At 44.7% G+C, this 17,066-nt stretch carries 8 protein-coding genes; 1 reads left to right on the forward strand and 7 read right to left on the reverse strand.

What is annotated here, in order from left to right; translation table 11 throughout:
• Positions 1–50 precede the first annotated feature (50 nt).
• Complete coding sequence (locus tag NSQ66_RS27930; protein WP_339279489.1) at positions 51–2,804, forward strand: O-antigen ligase family protein; 2,754 nt, start codon at positions 51–53, stop codon at positions 2,802–2,804.
• Between the two features lie 75 nt (positions 2,805–2,879).
• Here the strand turns inward: NSQ66_RS27930 and galU are convergent, their stop codons facing one another.
• The 7 genes from galU to uvrB form a co-directional block, all read right to left on the reverse strand.
• Complete coding sequence (gene galU / locus NSQ66_RS27935; protein WP_339279491.1) at positions 2,880–3,767, reverse strand: UTP--glucose-1-phosphate uridylyltransferase GalU; 888 nt, start codon at positions 3,765–3,767, stop codon at positions 2,880–2,882.
• Between the two features lie 343 nt (positions 3,768–4,110).
• The gene (locus tag NSQ66_RS27940; RefSeq protein WP_076307502.1) at positions 4,111–6,633 is read right to left on the reverse strand and encodes a U32 family peptidase; all 2,523 of its coding nucleotides are present in this window, start codon (positions 6,631–6,633) and stop codon (positions 4,111–4,113) included.
• Between the two features lie 693 nt (positions 6,634–7,326).
• Positions 7,327–9,240 (reverse strand): stalk domain-containing protein, encoded by a 1,914-nt coding sequence (locus NSQ66_RS27945; protein WP_036678629.1) that lies wholly within the window; start codon positions 9,238–9,240, stop codon positions 7,327–7,329.
• Positions 9,241–9,267: 27 nt separating this feature from the next.
• The gene (locus NSQ66_RS27950) at positions 9,268–10,317 is read right to left on the reverse strand and encodes a trypsin-like peptidase domain-containing protein (RefSeq protein ID WP_235219413.1); all 1,050 of its coding nucleotides are present in this window, start codon (positions 10,315–10,317) and stop codon (positions 9,268–9,270) included.
• A 176-nt stretch (positions 10,318–10,493) separates the two neighbouring features.
• Complete coding sequence (locus NSQ66_RS27955; protein WP_036678627.1) at positions 10,494–10,703, reverse strand: DUF2759 family protein; 210 nt, start codon at positions 10,701–10,703, stop codon at positions 10,494–10,496.
• Positions 10,704–11,659: 956 nt separating this feature from the next.
• Positions 11,660–14,533, reverse strand: a complete 2,874-nt coding sequence (gene uvrA / locus NSQ66_RS27960) for an excinuclease ABC subunit UvrA (protein ID WP_036678625.1) — start codon at positions 14,531–14,533, stop codon at positions 11,660–11,662.
• A 447-nt stretch (positions 14,534–14,980) separates the two neighbouring features.
• Positions 14,981–16,972, reverse strand: coding sequence for an excinuclease ABC subunit UvrB (uvrB, locus tag NSQ66_RS27965; protein WP_036678623.1), 1,992 nt, complete (start codon positions 16,970–16,972; stop codon positions 14,981–14,983).
• Between the last annotated feature and the right edge of the window lie 94 nt (positions 16,973–17,066).

Raw genomic sequence — 17,066 nt, forward strand, 5'->3', positions numbered from 1 at the left:
GTACTATATGTTAAAATATCCACGTACCTACAGGAAAAGGAGATTATAACGTGTCGAAACCAGTATACGGTAAAAACGCCGCTCAGTCGAGAAATGTTGAAAAGATAGCAAGTCCGATATGGGCATTAGTTGTTGGTTTTATTTTATTTTTGTGTTGGACCCCATTTCAAGTGGGATTGTTTAATGGATCACTAGTTGATTACGAGAAGCCAATATATGTATCAGCACTATTAAGCGCACTGATGCTGCTGGCCTGTGTTGGCTTGTATTACAAAAAGTTCAAGCTTGAAGGGCAGAGTGATTTAGTAGCTTGGGCAGCATTATTGCTCCCTGTGACCTATGCTCTGTCACTGTTTGTCGCAGTTTCGCATTACACGGCGATGAATATGCTATTTATTCAGTGTACATATGCCGCAGTTTTCATTATAGCCTTTTATCTCATGAAGCAAAAGCAAGTAAATGTTGTCATTCAAAATGCTATATTAGCGATTGCATATTTTATAGTGGGTTTTGGACTTTTAAATTGGTTAGGCAGCAGTAAATTAGCAGGAGCTCTTGTGGGCTGGTTCTCAAACACCGTCCGAAATGATGTCTACTTAGATGCAGTTATGACTGACTCTAACGGACTTCGTCTGACTTCGATCTTTCAGTACGCAAATACGTACGCAGCCTTCTTGATGGCTTTTCTATTTGTAGCAATATTCGCGCTTATTCGCTCTAAAAAGTGGTATGGAACGTTGACGCATGGCTTTATGTTAGTTCCCATCATTGTGTCGATCTTGTTAACCTTATCTCGTGGCGGCTTAGTCCTGCTACCTGTAGTATTCATACTCCTACTTCTATTCCTAAAACCTGCACAGCAAATCCTTTGGATTCTGCATCTAGGAATTGCTGGTATTGTAGCTTTGCTCATTACGACACCCGTTACTAACCTAGGAATAGAGTTAAATGCTAATTTCACTTCTTCTTCAGCTTTAAAAGGTTGGGCGTATCTATTAGGAGCCTCAATAGTTGTGGCTGGCCTTTCTTGGGTCATTCAGCGTTTTGTCGCACCATGGTTGTATGCAAAACTAGAGAATTGGTCGTCACGTAAACGGACAGGTCTTTGGATTCCGCTCGGATCTGTCGCTCTAGTTGCTATTGTAGCTTTCCTGCTTATCGGTACGAGTGCAAAAAGCATCTTACCTGACAATATGGAGACTCGCCTCGAGAACATCAATTTCCAGCAACATAGCGTACTCGAGCGGATTACTTTTTATAAGGATGCCGTGAAGGTGGTTAAGGATTATCCGGTCCTCGGTGCTGGTGGAGGAGGCTGGGCCTCACTGTATGAGCATTATCAGAACAACCCTTATACAAGCCGGCAGGTGCATAACTTCTTCTTACAATTTCTCATTGAAGTAGGTATTGTTGGATTTATCATCTTTATGAGCTTCATTCTGTATATCTTCTATAAATATATTCGTGGATATGTAAAACGGGATAAGAATGAATTCGAGAATGCTTTCTTCTATTTAATTATTGCTCTATCTATTCTTGTGCACAGTCTACTTGATTTCAATATGAGTTATGCCTTTATGGGCATACTAGTTTTTATTGGTCTTGCTGGAATGGCCTCCGTTATGGATAGCAAGCCACTGCGGAAAAATTGGAATAAAGCGGGCATCCGTTTTGGATACCTCGCTGTGCTTTCTTTAGGAACCTTGTTCCTAGTGTTCTTGTCAATCAGCTATATTGGCTCCAGTAACTCTGCTTTGAAAGCTAAACAATTGAGAAGTTATAGCACTTCCTACGAAGAGCTTAGAGCCCCATTGATTGAGGCTTTGAACAAACGTCCAAGTCATCCAGAATCGACAATTTATCTATCGGCCTTGGATCAGCAGGTATTTAGCCAGACCCAAGAGGAACAGTTCCTTGACGAATCTTACAGTGTCTTAACTCGTGCACTCAAAGATGAGCCATACAACAAAAATCTTCTGCTCCAATTAGTGAGCTACTACGATCTGAAAGGTCAAAGCGACGTCGCCTTGGGTATTTACCGTGACAACGCAGATAAGTTCAACTGGGATATCGATTGGTATGATGCAATAATCAGCCGTTCCTTTGCCTTAGGTCAGCAGGCACTTAATCAAAAGGATGAGACAAAGAAACAAGAGTATTTCAATGAAGCGCAAGAAGCATATAATCACGTTCTTGCTGGAATAGAACATCTGAAGACTCTTCCACCAGAACAACTGCAAGGGCGCCCTTTCTCAGTAACGCCAACTATCGCTTTGAACGTTGGCAAAATGCAACTTTTATCCGGACAAGAGGATGCAGCGAACACCACTCTCAAGCTTAATTCAGATGCTAATTACACGGATATCATGAACAGTGAAACTCCATGGGATATAAATTGGTACAGTTCACTCATCAGCCGTTCATTTGATTTGGGGCAGGCAGCTTATGCACAACAAGATAATCCAGATAGAATAGACAACATGAAAGCTGGCTTTGTTATTGGGCTTTTGGCCTACGATCATGTACTTGCGGATAATGATCCTTCGAAGATATTTACTCCGGATGTGACACTGAAGGTAGGGAAAATGCAATATATGTCTGGAAAGATACAAATTGCAGCCTCCATCTTAAAAACAGCCTTAAGCCAAGATTTCGCTGATGCAACCAATCGTGAGATTGCTCGTTGGTACCTTGCTGCACTGGCGAAAACTGGTGGCGAGGATCAGGCACTATACGATTCGCTGATCGCAGCTGATCCTGCGGAAGCAGCACAAGTTGAGGCCATTACAAATTCACAATTTTAAAAAAGAATGAAACCATAAAAGCGCGCCACTGTAATAACCGTGGCGCGCCTTTTTTTTCGATTATACGAGATTTAATTATAGCCCGGTCTTAGCCGCTTCACTCTCAACAAGCTCTTTCATATAACGAAGCAAGTCATCTTTGAGCTCCTCGTGTTGAAGTGCGTAATGAATGGTGGTCTGGATAAAGCCCATTTTCTCACCCACATCATGACGTTTACCTTCAAAATCATAGGCAATAATTCGTTCAACCTCGCTAAGACGTGCTATCGCATCTGTAAGTTGGATCTCTCCACCTACACCCACCTGCTGTTCTCCAAGCATATCGAAGATACGCGGAGTTAAAATATATCGTCCCAGTATAGCTAAGTTCGAAGGAGCCTCTTCTCTCTTCGGCTTCTCTACTAGACGATTCGCCTTGTAGACACGTTCCGCCAAAGGCGAACCATCTACCAAACCATACCGTGATACTTCCTCCCACGGAACAGGCTGAACACCCACGATAGAAGATTTATACTCGTCATATATGTCAATCATCTGTTTGAGGCACGGTTTGTCCGCTTCAACAATATCATCGCCGAGTAGGACAGCAAACGGTTCGTTTCCTATGAATTTACGTGCACACCAAATCGCATGTCCGAGACCTCTTGGCTCTTTTTGGCGGATATAATGGATATCAGCCATTTCAGAAGATTTGCGAACGGATTCAAGCAACTCCCACTTCTGCTTCTCAGCCAAGTTAAATTCCAGTTCAAATGAGTTATCAAAGTGGTCCTCAATCGCACGTTTGCCTTTCCCCGTTACAATAATAATATCCTCGATCCCGGAAGCGACTGCTTCTTCAACAATATATTGGATCGTTGGTTTATCTACAATCGGTAGCATTTCTTTAGGCATTGCTTTAGTTGCAGGTAAAAAACGAGTGCCGAGACCTGCGGCGGGAATAATCGCTTTACGGATCTTCATCACATTAACTCCTTCTATCGTATACTCTTTTCAATTACATATCTGTAAGTACCCTAAAATGGCATATTTCTTTCAATTATAGCAGTTACAGCACATTTATGTCAGAGTGTTTGTTATATTTGTATATCTATTCCAATGAAATAAGAGGGCAGGAATTATAATCAATTATTGCTATTTTAAATACTTTGCTGACCCTATAATATACTACTATTTAGTATATGCAAATTAGGATGAGGACGAGATCAATTCTAAAAAAAGGGCTAAGCAATACCAGCATCTACCTGGTAGTTACTTAGCCCTTATCTTTAACTCTTAACTCTTAACTCTTAACTCTTAACTCTTATTACTTCGCGTTCACCAATTGCCCACGCGTTACACCAAGTTGGTTAGTAGCCTTTAGGCTCTTCCATACCTGTGTACCAGAGATTTCACCACGCAGAGCGCGGCTGTAGAGGCTGATTACCTCAGCCACTTGCTCTGGCGTCTCTTCCAAGAACTCCACACGGTATGAAGATACTCCTAGTTCACGGAAATTATTCAGATACTCCGCACCAGACTGCTCAACAGCGTTATAGACGGTATTACGGCAGCCTTCATCCACACGAACTGGATGTGACATTCCAATACGGTCTTGCAAAGAAGCACGGTGCTCTTCACAAGGACGACCACAGTTCGTATAGTCTGTGCCTTCACTCATAAAGGTACAGTACACACAGTGTTCAGTATGGAACATCGGCAAATGCTGATGAATAACAACCTCCATCCGGGACGTATCACTGTGTTCAAGCAGATCAACCATCTGTTGAATGTTCAAGTCATAGGATGGCGTTACTATGTCACAGCCAGCCTCAAGGAACAAATCCACTGCTTTATGATTGGCGATATTCAGTGAGAAATCACCGATCAGGCGTGGATGCACAGCATCCGGCTGCTCCTGGCGGCGGCGCAGATAATAATATAACGCGCCTGTATTACGCACGAGCACAGCATCCGGCTGCAAGCGAAGAATATTCGCGTGGTAGCCGTTCTCGCCCGGCATATGAATGCGCGGCGTGGCCAGCGCTATGCTGGCCCCTGCAGCCCGTACCGCATCTACCGCTGCCGGGAACTGCTTGATAAACTCGAAGTCGGCGTAGATGTTTCTCACGCCGGCCTCGAGCGCAGCCTGCACCTGCGGCAGGCTGCGGCACAGCGCGGTGAGCTCCGCTTCACCAACGCGCTGCGGAGCGACGCCCTTGTGGGTGGCGTCGCCGTAAACCTCGATCGCCCGTTTCACATAGACGGGCGGTTTCGGGCGCTCGCCCGCAAGCAGCTCCACCGCTTGGCGGCGGATGCTGTTCAGCTCGCGCATAGGGACAATGACGTCGCCTTGCAGATGCGACTCCAACGCGTCAAGCTGGAACACGGTCCCGCCCAGGCGGCCGAATTGTTCTTCCAGCAGCGCGGTATCCATCGGACGCTTTTGCGCGGCTTCCAGCGCGAGCTCCGAGTCCACACGGACGGTAACGTTCTTCTGAACGTCCGTCCACCAAGTCGTCAGCTTCTCGCCGACGCAGCCTTGCACTCTAACATGTACCGGAAATACCCGGTACGGCTTTTCAGTTTCATAAGTCTGGCGCAGCGCCTTATCTAACGCTGGGTCATTTGTCTTCCAAATGCGGTCACCGACATTTAGACGACGAAGATCCACATCATTACGACCGGCTACGATGTCGATGATCCAGCCTTCTCCGGCTTCGCCTTCCAGCTTCACACCTTTACGACGGAGGTCGTAGACACGACCGCCTTCTTCTTTTTTCGTTGGATCCCCAGCGTCAAAAACAATTCCGTCCCCACGCTTAAGCGGTGCATGAATACGGCAGACCACTCCGTCACGCAGAATTTGCTCAACCGTCCCCAAATATACACCACGGCTTTTTGGGAAAGTCCCGTCTACCAGTTTCTTATTGTTCGTTCCATCCAGGAAACCATGTGTAAACCCACGGGAGAAGCTTTGTTGCAGCTCGCGCACCTCCTCCTTCGAAGGTTTGGACAGATCGCCTTCAAAATACCGATCAATCGCTTTACGATACTTACTAACTACATTCGCTACATATTCCGGGCTTTTGAGGCGACCTTCGATTTTAAAAGAAGTCACACCCGCCTCGATCAGCTCAGGCATTAGATCAATTGCTGCCAGGTCCTTAGGAGAAAGCAAATAAGTTACGTCTCCCATAGGTTTTACCTCACCATCCACCATCAGATCATAAGGCAGGCGGCAAGCCTGCGCACATTCACCGCGGTTGGCAGAACGTCCGCCCCACATTTCAGAAGTCAGACATTGACCTGAGTAGGAAACACACAAAGCACCGTGTACGAATACTTCCATCGGTAAGCGGGCTTGCTCTCCGATCGTACGAATTTGTTTCAGATTGTTCTCACGACCTAATACCACACGTTCCAAACTGAAAGGTTTAGTAAACTCGACCGCTTCCGGCGAAGTAATGGTCATCTGTGTCGATCCGTGAATCGGGAAATCCGGTGAGATTTCGCGGATCATTTTGACCAAACCTAAATCTTGTACAATTACTGCGTCCACACCAGCATCCACGCACGCATCAATCAGTTCTTTTGCATCAGACAATTCATTTTCAAAAACCAGTATATTAAAGGTCAAAAATCCCTTCACACCATAGCTATGCAAAAACGCCATAATTTCCGACAGCTCGTCCATGCGAAAGTTGTTCGCTCTGGCCCGTGCATTAAACTTCTCTACGCCAAAAAAGATAGCATCCGCTCCGTTTGCTACCGCTGCACGCATGCAGTCCCAATCACCTGCGGGTGCCAATAGCTCCACGTCTTCTCTGCGTATTTGTTGCTCTTTCATTTATATCCTCCCAAACCGCCATTTGACGGGTCATTTCTAGTTGATTAACTTGATAATTGTATCAAATATCACACTTGAGCGCTATGCGTTTACCAACATTTATATAGAATAAAAGTCATAATGCTGTCAGGAAGCTGACTTCTTGCTTATTGCACTTTACTCCATGAATGTTGTAGAACATGCAACTTTATTGCCTAATCCAGCGCTTCGACAACTAAATGTTGTACATAAAGCATCATTCTCACACTCTAGTAGCGACAACCGGCACAAAAAGTTGCAACATTTACAACAATTCACTAGGAATTCCGTGACATACGGGACATACGATAGAATGTTGTATCAAATACATCAATCCACCCTTTAGCTATTCACATTATGCCCAACTTGGATAACATTGGCTCCGAACCTCTAAAACAACCCTTCCGACAACCCTTCTATCGGTTTATAGTAACAAATATATGTATTTTTAATAATAGGCCGCAGCTAACCCTTATCCACTAAACTCTGCAACCATTTACGAGCAAAACGAAAGTTAACGCCATAATCGTTCATAACATCCTTAGGTCGAATCCCTTTTCCCCCTTTATACAAAAAAAGAACGCCCCAAGCCAAATCGGCAACTGGGACGTTCTTCGTCTGATTAAATTATACGCCTCTATTCGTGTGTAAGCTACGACATTGGTACTCTTTTAACTACTTGCTGCCTGTAAACCGAAACGATTGTAACGTCTTGTCTAATAGAGCCTGCTGTTCTGCAGTGGCATTGGCATCATTCAGCGTAACGGTAATCGTGTAGACCACATCATTTTTGCCGAAAACAACCTGCTTGCTGCGAAAAGGGATGCCATTTTTGATTTGATGTGCAGTTATGATCGTAGCAGGGACATCCGCAAAGGTAGACTCCACTACACTTTCTATACGAGGGCCTTTGGGATCATTATTTTTATTTTGATAAGCATCTTTGAGAACATTAACTGTATAATCCACTGAACCCTCGGATTTTGAGTTGATCTGTAGACGTCCTCCGCTGAAGCGATATTCAATCGACTGCGTCTCAAAAATATCCTGATAAGGTGTCCATAAACTTGGAATATCAATGGCATAACCGTAGGTTTTGGATACTTTGGTTAATGTCTTATTTTTGAGCGTCTTATAATCATCACTAGCGAGTCGCCCGAAGTTCTCCTTCAGCAGATCAAAATCAATATCAATAGAGGATATGATGGCTTTGAATTTTGCCTTATCGTCATCTTGCCCAGCAGCTGTTACATATTCAAAATAATAGCGATACCCATTTTTGAGTATGAGAGCTTGATATTCTGTAGTAACACCGTTGCCGTAATTTAGCTGTAGCTCATTGATTTGTGCAGATACACCGGAGATCTCCGACTTGTTGCTGTCTTTCAGAACATAAGCATCCGCTACAAAGTTTTCTTTAGTTTTCGTTTTCAGATCTTCAGCCCAGCTCTCTAGTGTAGAACCAGCAGGTGCCGAGGTAACCGCCACACTCAGATGACTTCCCTGCTTACTCTCGTAATAGAGATGCTGGTCGTCCTTACTCCAATCTGCGGGAACCTGTAGTGAAATCCCATAGTCCTCATTGTACGCGTCACGCAATCCACTTTTCACCGTAGAAAGATCACGGATTTTTTTGTTTTTAGTATCAAAAGAAGGCTGGAAAGAGTTAAGTAATCCTGTGTATTTAGCAAAATCTTTATAATTAACTGCTTTGTTATCCGTCAAATAAATCTCGTAGAGTCGACCTTCAGCATATAACAGTCTGCTTTCCCAGAGCGCTCCACTGGAATCTTTACTGATCAATCTAGCATAAGGTATCGCGGCTTTGGGGAACGACTCCCGATCCAATATCAACTCCCCACCTGCCTCGACCTCCCGAACCAGCTGTTCCAGCAGCCCTTCCGCATCTACCGCAACCGCCTGGTCACTTACATGAATCTCCACATAATATAGATTGTCCGCACTTGAAAAGGTAGCCACACTTTCATCCCCACCGCTATTTCCAGCGATCAGCCCAGAGGGATAATTCAGTGTCCATTGAAAATAGCTGTTTCCAATTTGAGTCTTACCAACATCGCTGTCAATCCCAGTATCCTCTGGCGTATCTTCTTCGTTGTCTACAGGAACTAGGGTAACCATAAGCTCACCCCCACTCCCTTGAGTAAGGGTCGCACCTAACACATCAGCCACAAAACGTAGCGGTACCATCAGCACATCTGAAACCATCCGGGGCGCTGAGCCTAGTTTAACTTTGATTCCATCCTTCCAAGCGATATCACTCCCAATTGTCATCACCCCTGAATGAGTACCGTAGGTTACTTTTACAACATCGTTCTGCTCTAAGGAAACATTGCTGCCAAACGTCTTTTTAAAAACCCCAAGCGGGACCATAACCGTTCCGTTCTCCCTATAAGGCCGCTCGATAGCCACCTTCTTACCATTCACCGTAGCTGAAGTACTGCCAACTTTTAGACTCAGCTGTTGCTTGTCTCCTTCTGAAGCTAATGCTGTTTGTATGGGTAATATAGAAAATAGCAGTAATACGGCCAACATCGCACAAAATCCTTGCTTTAAAATTTTTAAGCCCATTTACCGTCCCCCTCTCCAGTTTACTGATCACTCTTCCGCGTGCTCGTCCCCATCCGATACATAATCATCTCCGCTTAACAACGGATCACCTTGAGTGAGCACGAGTTTACGAACGACGATATCCCCATCGCTTTGCATAACCAGCCGCACAGTTGCTCCCGGCAGGTAGCTTTTGAACAATTCATTAATATCAACTAGTGAGACCACACGATGCCCATCGATGCTATATAAGACGTCCTCTTCAGCAATCCCTGACTTGAGTGCTTCTGAAGACACCACCTTCGTGACGGACAGCGGGTCCAGCGTTGGCAATCCCACAACCGTAGACCAGCTCGCCTCCAGCTCTAGCCCCAGACTCGGATGCTGGACCTCACCATATTTTAAAAGCTGGTTCATAATATACTGCACAGTATTCGCTGGAATCGAAAACCCCATATTTTCCACACCCACCGCTGAGTATTTCAGGCTGTTGATTCCCAGCACCTCACCTTTCATATTTACTAGCGGCCCTCCGCTATTTCCGGGATTAATCGCTGTGTCACTCTGGATAAGACGATAAGCCGCATCTACCTCACGGTTAAGACCACTTATAACGCCTACAGTCGCTGAATTTCGTAGAGAAAAGCTAATCGGTGTTCCGATAGCAATAACCTTCTCCCCAACCACTGTTTTGCTATTCGCTGGAATAAACTTGGCGGGCTTTAAATGGGTGGCATTGATTTTGATCAGCGCCAGATCACTAACTTCATCCAGATATGTTTCTTTAACGCTGTAGGTTTTGGAGTCCGAAGTGACTACTATGGCATTTTGCAGATCCTTGATTACATGAGCATTGGTTATAATCCATCCGTTCGATTTCACAATGATGCCGGAGCCATGCGTCAGATTGTACCGATCATCCAGGCCACTATTCCCGCCACTCTCATCTTTGCCGATAATGCCCACAACAGAAGGAGTGATACTTTTAATAATTCCAGGTATCGGATCTTCTGCCGCTGCTTTACTAACCACCTTACTAGTACTATCAAAAGCAAACACCGACTGACTCCATGCTACCGACAGCACTACGCCGCACAGTAATAGACCTAATCCTTTCTTCACCAGCTTCTCCCCAATACTCCTCATTCCTCACCAGACCCTCTCTTTACAAATGGATAAATTTAACATTATATAATTTGAAAAAAGACGCCTTCAATGCGCCCATGGCGTTAAAGGAGTCTTTTGGTGCAAAGCTGTTCAATTTAGTTCTTTCATTAACTTAACCAATGCATCACCATGGCATAGTCAGAGATCACAAAAACCAGCAAGCTAACGGCTCCAAAACCAATGGCAAATTTGTTCTTCTGGGGAGCTTTCAATAGTCGAACAACCCCGACCAAAATCAAGATGGTAAATAAAATCATAAACACATCAAAGGTATGAAATTTAGACGGTCCTTGCGCGGCAACTTCTGCAAGCAGCATAACCTTACCTCCTCAAAAATGTTGTCAAGCAAGATCCAGTAATCCCCATATCACCTTCTATGTTATCGCTACCATTTGGGCGATGCAATAGGTTTTGTAGAAAAATTATGTATTTGTCGTAAAAAATATATTTTATCCCTGCAAAATCCGTAATAACGATGAGATTGATCACTGACAATTGGGTGTGCTTAGGGAAACGTTGTGAGCCCAATCAATTCTATCGTCATGAAGGTTACAATAGAAAGTCCGTTAACTGCTTTAGAAATGAGATAAATTGAGCAGTGAATTAGAATTGAAATTCAGAACTTAGAACTTAGGATTCTGGGCTCGAATTTAGGTTTTTAAAGAATTAGGGAAATTCTCCCTAAAATTGTCCGATTAACAGTTCATTTTGTGGTTATCAGGGAATTCCTCCCTAAAAATCATTAGAAAACCGGGTATATGAGTAAATTCACCCGATAATTGGGGAGGTTTTCCCGGATTTCACCTTATATGATCTAAAAACTCGGATTTTCAGGGAAGTTTTCCCTAATCTAACAAACAGTTATTTGATAGAGTGATATGATGATTAATTATTCGGTTTTCAAGGAACTTTTGGCCCTAACGTTAATCAATTACTTGTTAACCCTATCAACAGAATACTCCTCATTGAATCTTACTACGAACATGTCCTACATATGCCTACCTTGCCTATTATTAAATCCATTTTTTCTATAGAATTCGTATAACTTTTGCTAGAAAGATCACATCATATATCTATGAGCCATCTTTCGCACAATTACCAGATAATCCTACAACGCCTTAAGTCGCTTTGACTCCATTCTAGAGGACGAGGTTAGCTATTAGCTGTTAGTTGTCAGATGTTTCCCTTCAAGAAATTATTGCTTACAACCTACAATAAAAGCCCCGGCAAGATACCGAGGCCTTATTTATACATAGGTTATATTACTTACTGTTTATTTGGTTTCCGCCGTCTCAAGCATAAGCGCTTCGGTCCGCTCTGTATCACGAATCAGAACCGGCTTCAGATATTTACCTGTGTAAGACTCTGTGACAGTAATGATCTTCTCCGGTGTTCCTGTTGCCAGGACGGTACCACCGCCGCTACCACCTTCCGGTCCCATATCGATGATATAATCCGCTGTCTTGATTACATCCAGATTATGTTCAATAACAAGAACCGATTCTCCGGAATCCACCAAACGATGCAATACCTCAAGCAGACGACCAATGTCATCTACATGCAGACCTGTCGTAGGCTCATCCAAAATATAAAGTGTTTTACCCGTGCTGCGACGGTAGAGCTCAGAAGCCAATTTTACCCGCTGTGCTTCACCACCGGATAAAGTGGTTCCTGGTTGACCAATCTTAATATAACCAAGGCCTACATCCATCAGTGTTTGCATTTTACGATGGATACGCGGGATATTTACAAAAAACTCTGTTGCGTCCTCTACCGTCATCTCTAACACATCTGAAATGTTTTTGCCTTTATATTTCACTTCTAGTGTTTCCCGGTTATACCGTTTGCCTTTACATACTTCGCAAGGGACGTATACGTCCGGCAAGAAGTGCATCTCGATCTTAATGATCCCGTCTCCACGGCAAGCTTCACAACGTCCGCCTTTTACGTTAAAGCTGAAGCGTCCCTTTTGGAAACCACGTACCTTAGCCTCATTTGTCTTGGAGAACAGATCACGGATGTCATCGAATACACCTGTATAGGTTGCTGGGTTGGAGCGCGGTGTCCGCCCGATTGGCGACTGATCGATTTCAATAACTTTATCGAGATTTTCTAGTCCTCGAATTTCTTTATGCTGACCAGGACGCACCTTCACAGCCTTATTCAGCTGCCGTGCCAAACTCTTGTAAAGAATCTCGTTGATAAGCGAGGATTTACCGGAACCCGATACACCTGTCACCGCTGTAAATACACCTAATGGAATCTTCACATTCACATTTTTCAGGTTATTCTCTTTAGCACCACGTATTTCTACCCAGCGATCATCGGTAGGACGGCGTTTAGCAGTAACCGGAATAAATTTACGTCCGCTTAAATATTCACCCGTTAATGAATTCGGATCTTTCATAATCTCTTCTGGCGTCCCTTGAGCCATAACTTGTCCACCATGAATACCTGCGCCCGGACCAATATCAATAATATAATCCGCTGCCATCATCGTATCTTCATCATGCTCTACAACAATTAGCGTGTTACCTAGATCGCGCATATGCGCAAGCGTAGAGATCAGGCGATCATTGTCCCGTTGATGCAAGCCAATACTTGGCTCATCCAGAATGTACAATACACCCATGAGACTTGAACCGATCTGAGTAGCCAACCGAATACGCTGCGCCTCACCACCGGAAAGCGAACCCGCTGCACGGCTAAGCGTCAAATAATCCAAGCCTACATTCACAAGGAATCCAAGCCGATTGCAGATCTCTTTTAGAATGAGGTTGGCGATGGCTGTTTCTTTTTCACTCAATTTTATCTCTTCAAACCAATGCTGGCAGTCTCCTATTGAAAGGTCCGTAACATCAGAAATATTATGATCATTGATAGTCACAGCTAATATTTCTTTTTTCAGACGTTTACCTTTACATACATGACATGGCTTAGCACTCATAAATCCTTCGATAAATTCACGAATACCATCCGAAGCAGTTTCACGGTAACGCCGCTCTAGGTTAGGTATAATCCCTTCAAAGGCAACCATCGCATCTTTCTTTTGACCGAAATCATTTTCATAACGGAAGCGGACCTTCTCACTGCCTGTTCCGTTCAGTAATTTATTCATATGATCAGGTGTCAGACTGCTTACCGGAACGTTCTGTGGAATTTTAAAGTGTTCACAAACCGACTTCAGGAATTGCGGATAGTAATTAGAAGTACTTCCAGTCCAAGCTAAAAAAGCACCTTCTTCGATGGATTTCTCAGCATCAGGAATAAGCAGGTCTGGATCGACCACCATCTTCATGCCAAGTCCATCACACTCTGTACAAGCTCCAAACGGACTGTTGAAAGAGAACATCCGTGGTGCCAACTCTTCAATACTAAAACCACAAATTGGACAAGCAAAGTTAGAGCTGAAAAGCAGCTCTTCCTGGCCGATGATATCCACAAGGATTTTACCGCCCGAAAGCTTAAGCGCCGTCTCCAGTGAATCCGTCAGCCGGGTCTCCACATCGTCTTTAACAACGATCCGGTCTACCACAACTTCTATTGTATGTTTTTTATTCTTTTCTAGTTCAATATCCTCAGACAGATCTCTTAGTTCCCCGTCCACACGCACACGTACGAAGCCTTGCTTAGAGATATCTGTGAAGAGCCCTTTATGCTCACCTTTACGTCCTGAAATGATTGGCGCCAGGATCTGCAACCGAGTTTTCTCGGGATACTGCATAATCCGGTCTACCATCTGTTCAACGGTCTGGGAGGTAATCTCAATACCATGCTCTGGGCAATGGGGATGACCAATACGTGCAAAGAGCAACCGCAAATAGTCATAAATCTCCGTAACTGTACCTACCGTGGAGCGTGGGTTCCGGCTTGTTGTCTTCTGATCTATAGATATCGCCGGAGACAAACCATCAATTGAATCCACATCTGGTTTCTCCATTTGTCCCAAAAACTGACGTGCATAAGCCGACAAAGATTCAACATAACGCCGTTGTCCTTCAGCATAAATCGTATCAAATGCAAGCGATGATTTACCTGAGCCGCTAAGTCCCGTCAGCACGACGAAACGGTCACGTGGAATCGTCACATCGATGTTTTTGAGATTGTGCGCCCTCGCGCCTTTAATTACAATATTTTCGTTCGCCAACGGAACCTCTCCTTTAAAAAACTATTTCAACTTTATTTCAAAATATTCTCAAAGCCTTTTCAAAGCCTTTCGATCCCTCCCAAACCCTCTCTTCCAAGGGAGGGCCCCAAGGGTTGCACCCTCTGGACACCCGCATTTTCTGGAGAAGGAGTATGGTGGGACGTAACTTAGTGACTATAATGCTCAGAGCGCTTATCCCTGCGGGACCGCTTGGACATTCTCGCACTACCTAAAAGCAGGTACAAGCAACTGTCATAGACGTTGCATGGTGCTGTCCCTGCGGGATACGCATAAGTACCAAGTACATTGCGGGCGCTGTCCCTGCGGGATACGTTTAAGTGCCATAAACATTACTGGATACGCGACCCTCTATTGATTCAAAAAGAACGGTCTAGGACAGCACCGTTCAATACCTATTTTAAATATCGGTGATGCATTAATGGTTTGTTACTCAGCCCGAAGCTCCAGCAATGCGTCGCGCAGCTCTGCCGCGCGTTCGAATTGCAGGTTCTTGGCAGCGTCCTTCATTTCAGCTTCCAGACGTTGGATCAGACTTTGTTTTTCTTTCTTATTCATCTTGCCACCAACACCTGTGAGATAATCGGCTTTAGACTCAGCAACCTTCGTCGCCTCGATGATGTCACGCACTTTTTTATTAATGGTGGTTGGGGTAATGCCATGTTTCTCATTATGAGCAATCTGAATGGCGCGACGGCGCGATGTTTCGCTCATCGCTTTCTCCATCGAATCAGTGATCCGATCACCATACATGATTACACGACCCTCAGAGTTACGAGCCGCACGGCCAATCGTCTGAATTAGTGAACGTTCGGAACGAAGGAACCCTTCTTTATCGGCATCGAGAATTGCAACTAAAGATACCTCCGGTAAGTCGAGACCTTCTCTCAGGAGGTTAATCCCTACCAGGACATGGAACGTACCGAGACGAAGATCCCGCAAGATCGCCATCCGTTCCAGTGTTTTGATGTCAGAGTGCATATAACGAACCTTAATACCGATTTCCTTAAAGTAGTCTGTCAGATCCTCCGACATCTTCTTCGTCAAAGTGGTAACGAGTACACGTTCATCACGTTCGACCCGGTCACGGATTTCGCTAATCAGATCATCGATCTGGCCTTCTGTAGGACGAACCTCAATGATTGGATCCAATAGCCCAGTCGGACGGATAATCTGCTGCACCATAGTTTCGCAGTGTTCCATTTCATAAGGTCCAGGTGTCGCAGAAACGTAAATGATCTGGTTCACTTTATCTTCGAACTCTTCGAACTGAAGCGGACGGTTATCCAGCGCAGAAGGCAGACGGAAACCATGCTCTACCAACACTGTCTTACGCGCCCGGTCACCGTTATACATCGCCCGAATTTGCGGAAGGGTAACATGGGATTCATCTACGACAATTAACATATCATCAGGAAAATAATCCATTAACGTATATGGAGTTGCTCCTGGCTCCCTGAAGGTTAGTGGCCCGGAATAGTTCTCAATCCCCGAACAGAAACCCACTTCCTTCATCATCTCAATGTCGTAACGTGTCCGTTGTTCCAGACGTTGCGCTTCCAGAAGCTTGCCTGCGTCACGAAGCACGGTCAGCCGCTCTTCCAGCTCCCGTTCAATATTGACTATTGCTACACGCATCGTTTCTTCCTTGGTAACAAAGTGAGAAGCCGGAAAAATGGCGACATGGTCGCGTTCACCGATCAATTCACCCGTTAAAACATCAATTTCAGTGATCCGCTCAATCTCATCGCCAAACAATTCAACGCGAATCGCATGTTCACCCTGAGATGCCGGGAAGATTTCAACCACATCACCACGTACACGGAATGTTCCGCGTACAAAATTGATATCATTGCGCTGGTATTGAATATCCACCAGTCTGCTCAGAATCTCATTGCGCGGCTTCTCCATCCCAACCCGCAAGGACAACAGCAAGCTTCCGTATTCCATTGGTGAACCGAGACCGTAAATACAAGACACACTCGCTACAATAATAACGTCACGCCGTTCGAACAAGGAGCTTGTCGCGGAGTGGCGAAGTTTATCAATCTCTTCGTTAATGCTGGAATCTTTCTCAATATAAGTATCGGAGGAGGGAATGTACGCCTCTGGTTGGTAATAGTCGTAGTAGCTGACGAAATAGTCTACCGAATTATTCGGGAAAAACTCCTTAAACTCACTTGCCAGCTGGGCAGCCAGTGTCTTGTTATGCGCAATAACCAGCGTGGGGCGATTTAATTTGGAAATAACTTGCGCGACAGTAAAGGTCTTCCCTGTACCTGTCGCTCCCAGCAGCGTCTGGTGCTTCTTACCCTGCCGGATGCCTTGTAGTAATTCATCTATGGCATGAGGCTGATCGCCCTGGGGTGTATACTCGGACTCCAATTCAAAAGTCTTCGTACTGACGACAATATCACTCATTTGCCCGTCTCCCCTCTATCGTCTAAACTAGATTAATATATTATAATTGTTGTCTGAATCTTCTCTCTCCATACGATAGTAAAAAATATGGAAG

The sequence above is a fragment of the Paenibacillus sp. FSL H3-0329 genome (assembly GCF_037963285.1).
GTDB classification, from domain to species: domain Bacteria; phylum Bacillota; class Bacilli; order Paenibacillales; family Paenibacillaceae; genus Paenibacillus_AQ; species Paenibacillus_AQ odorifer.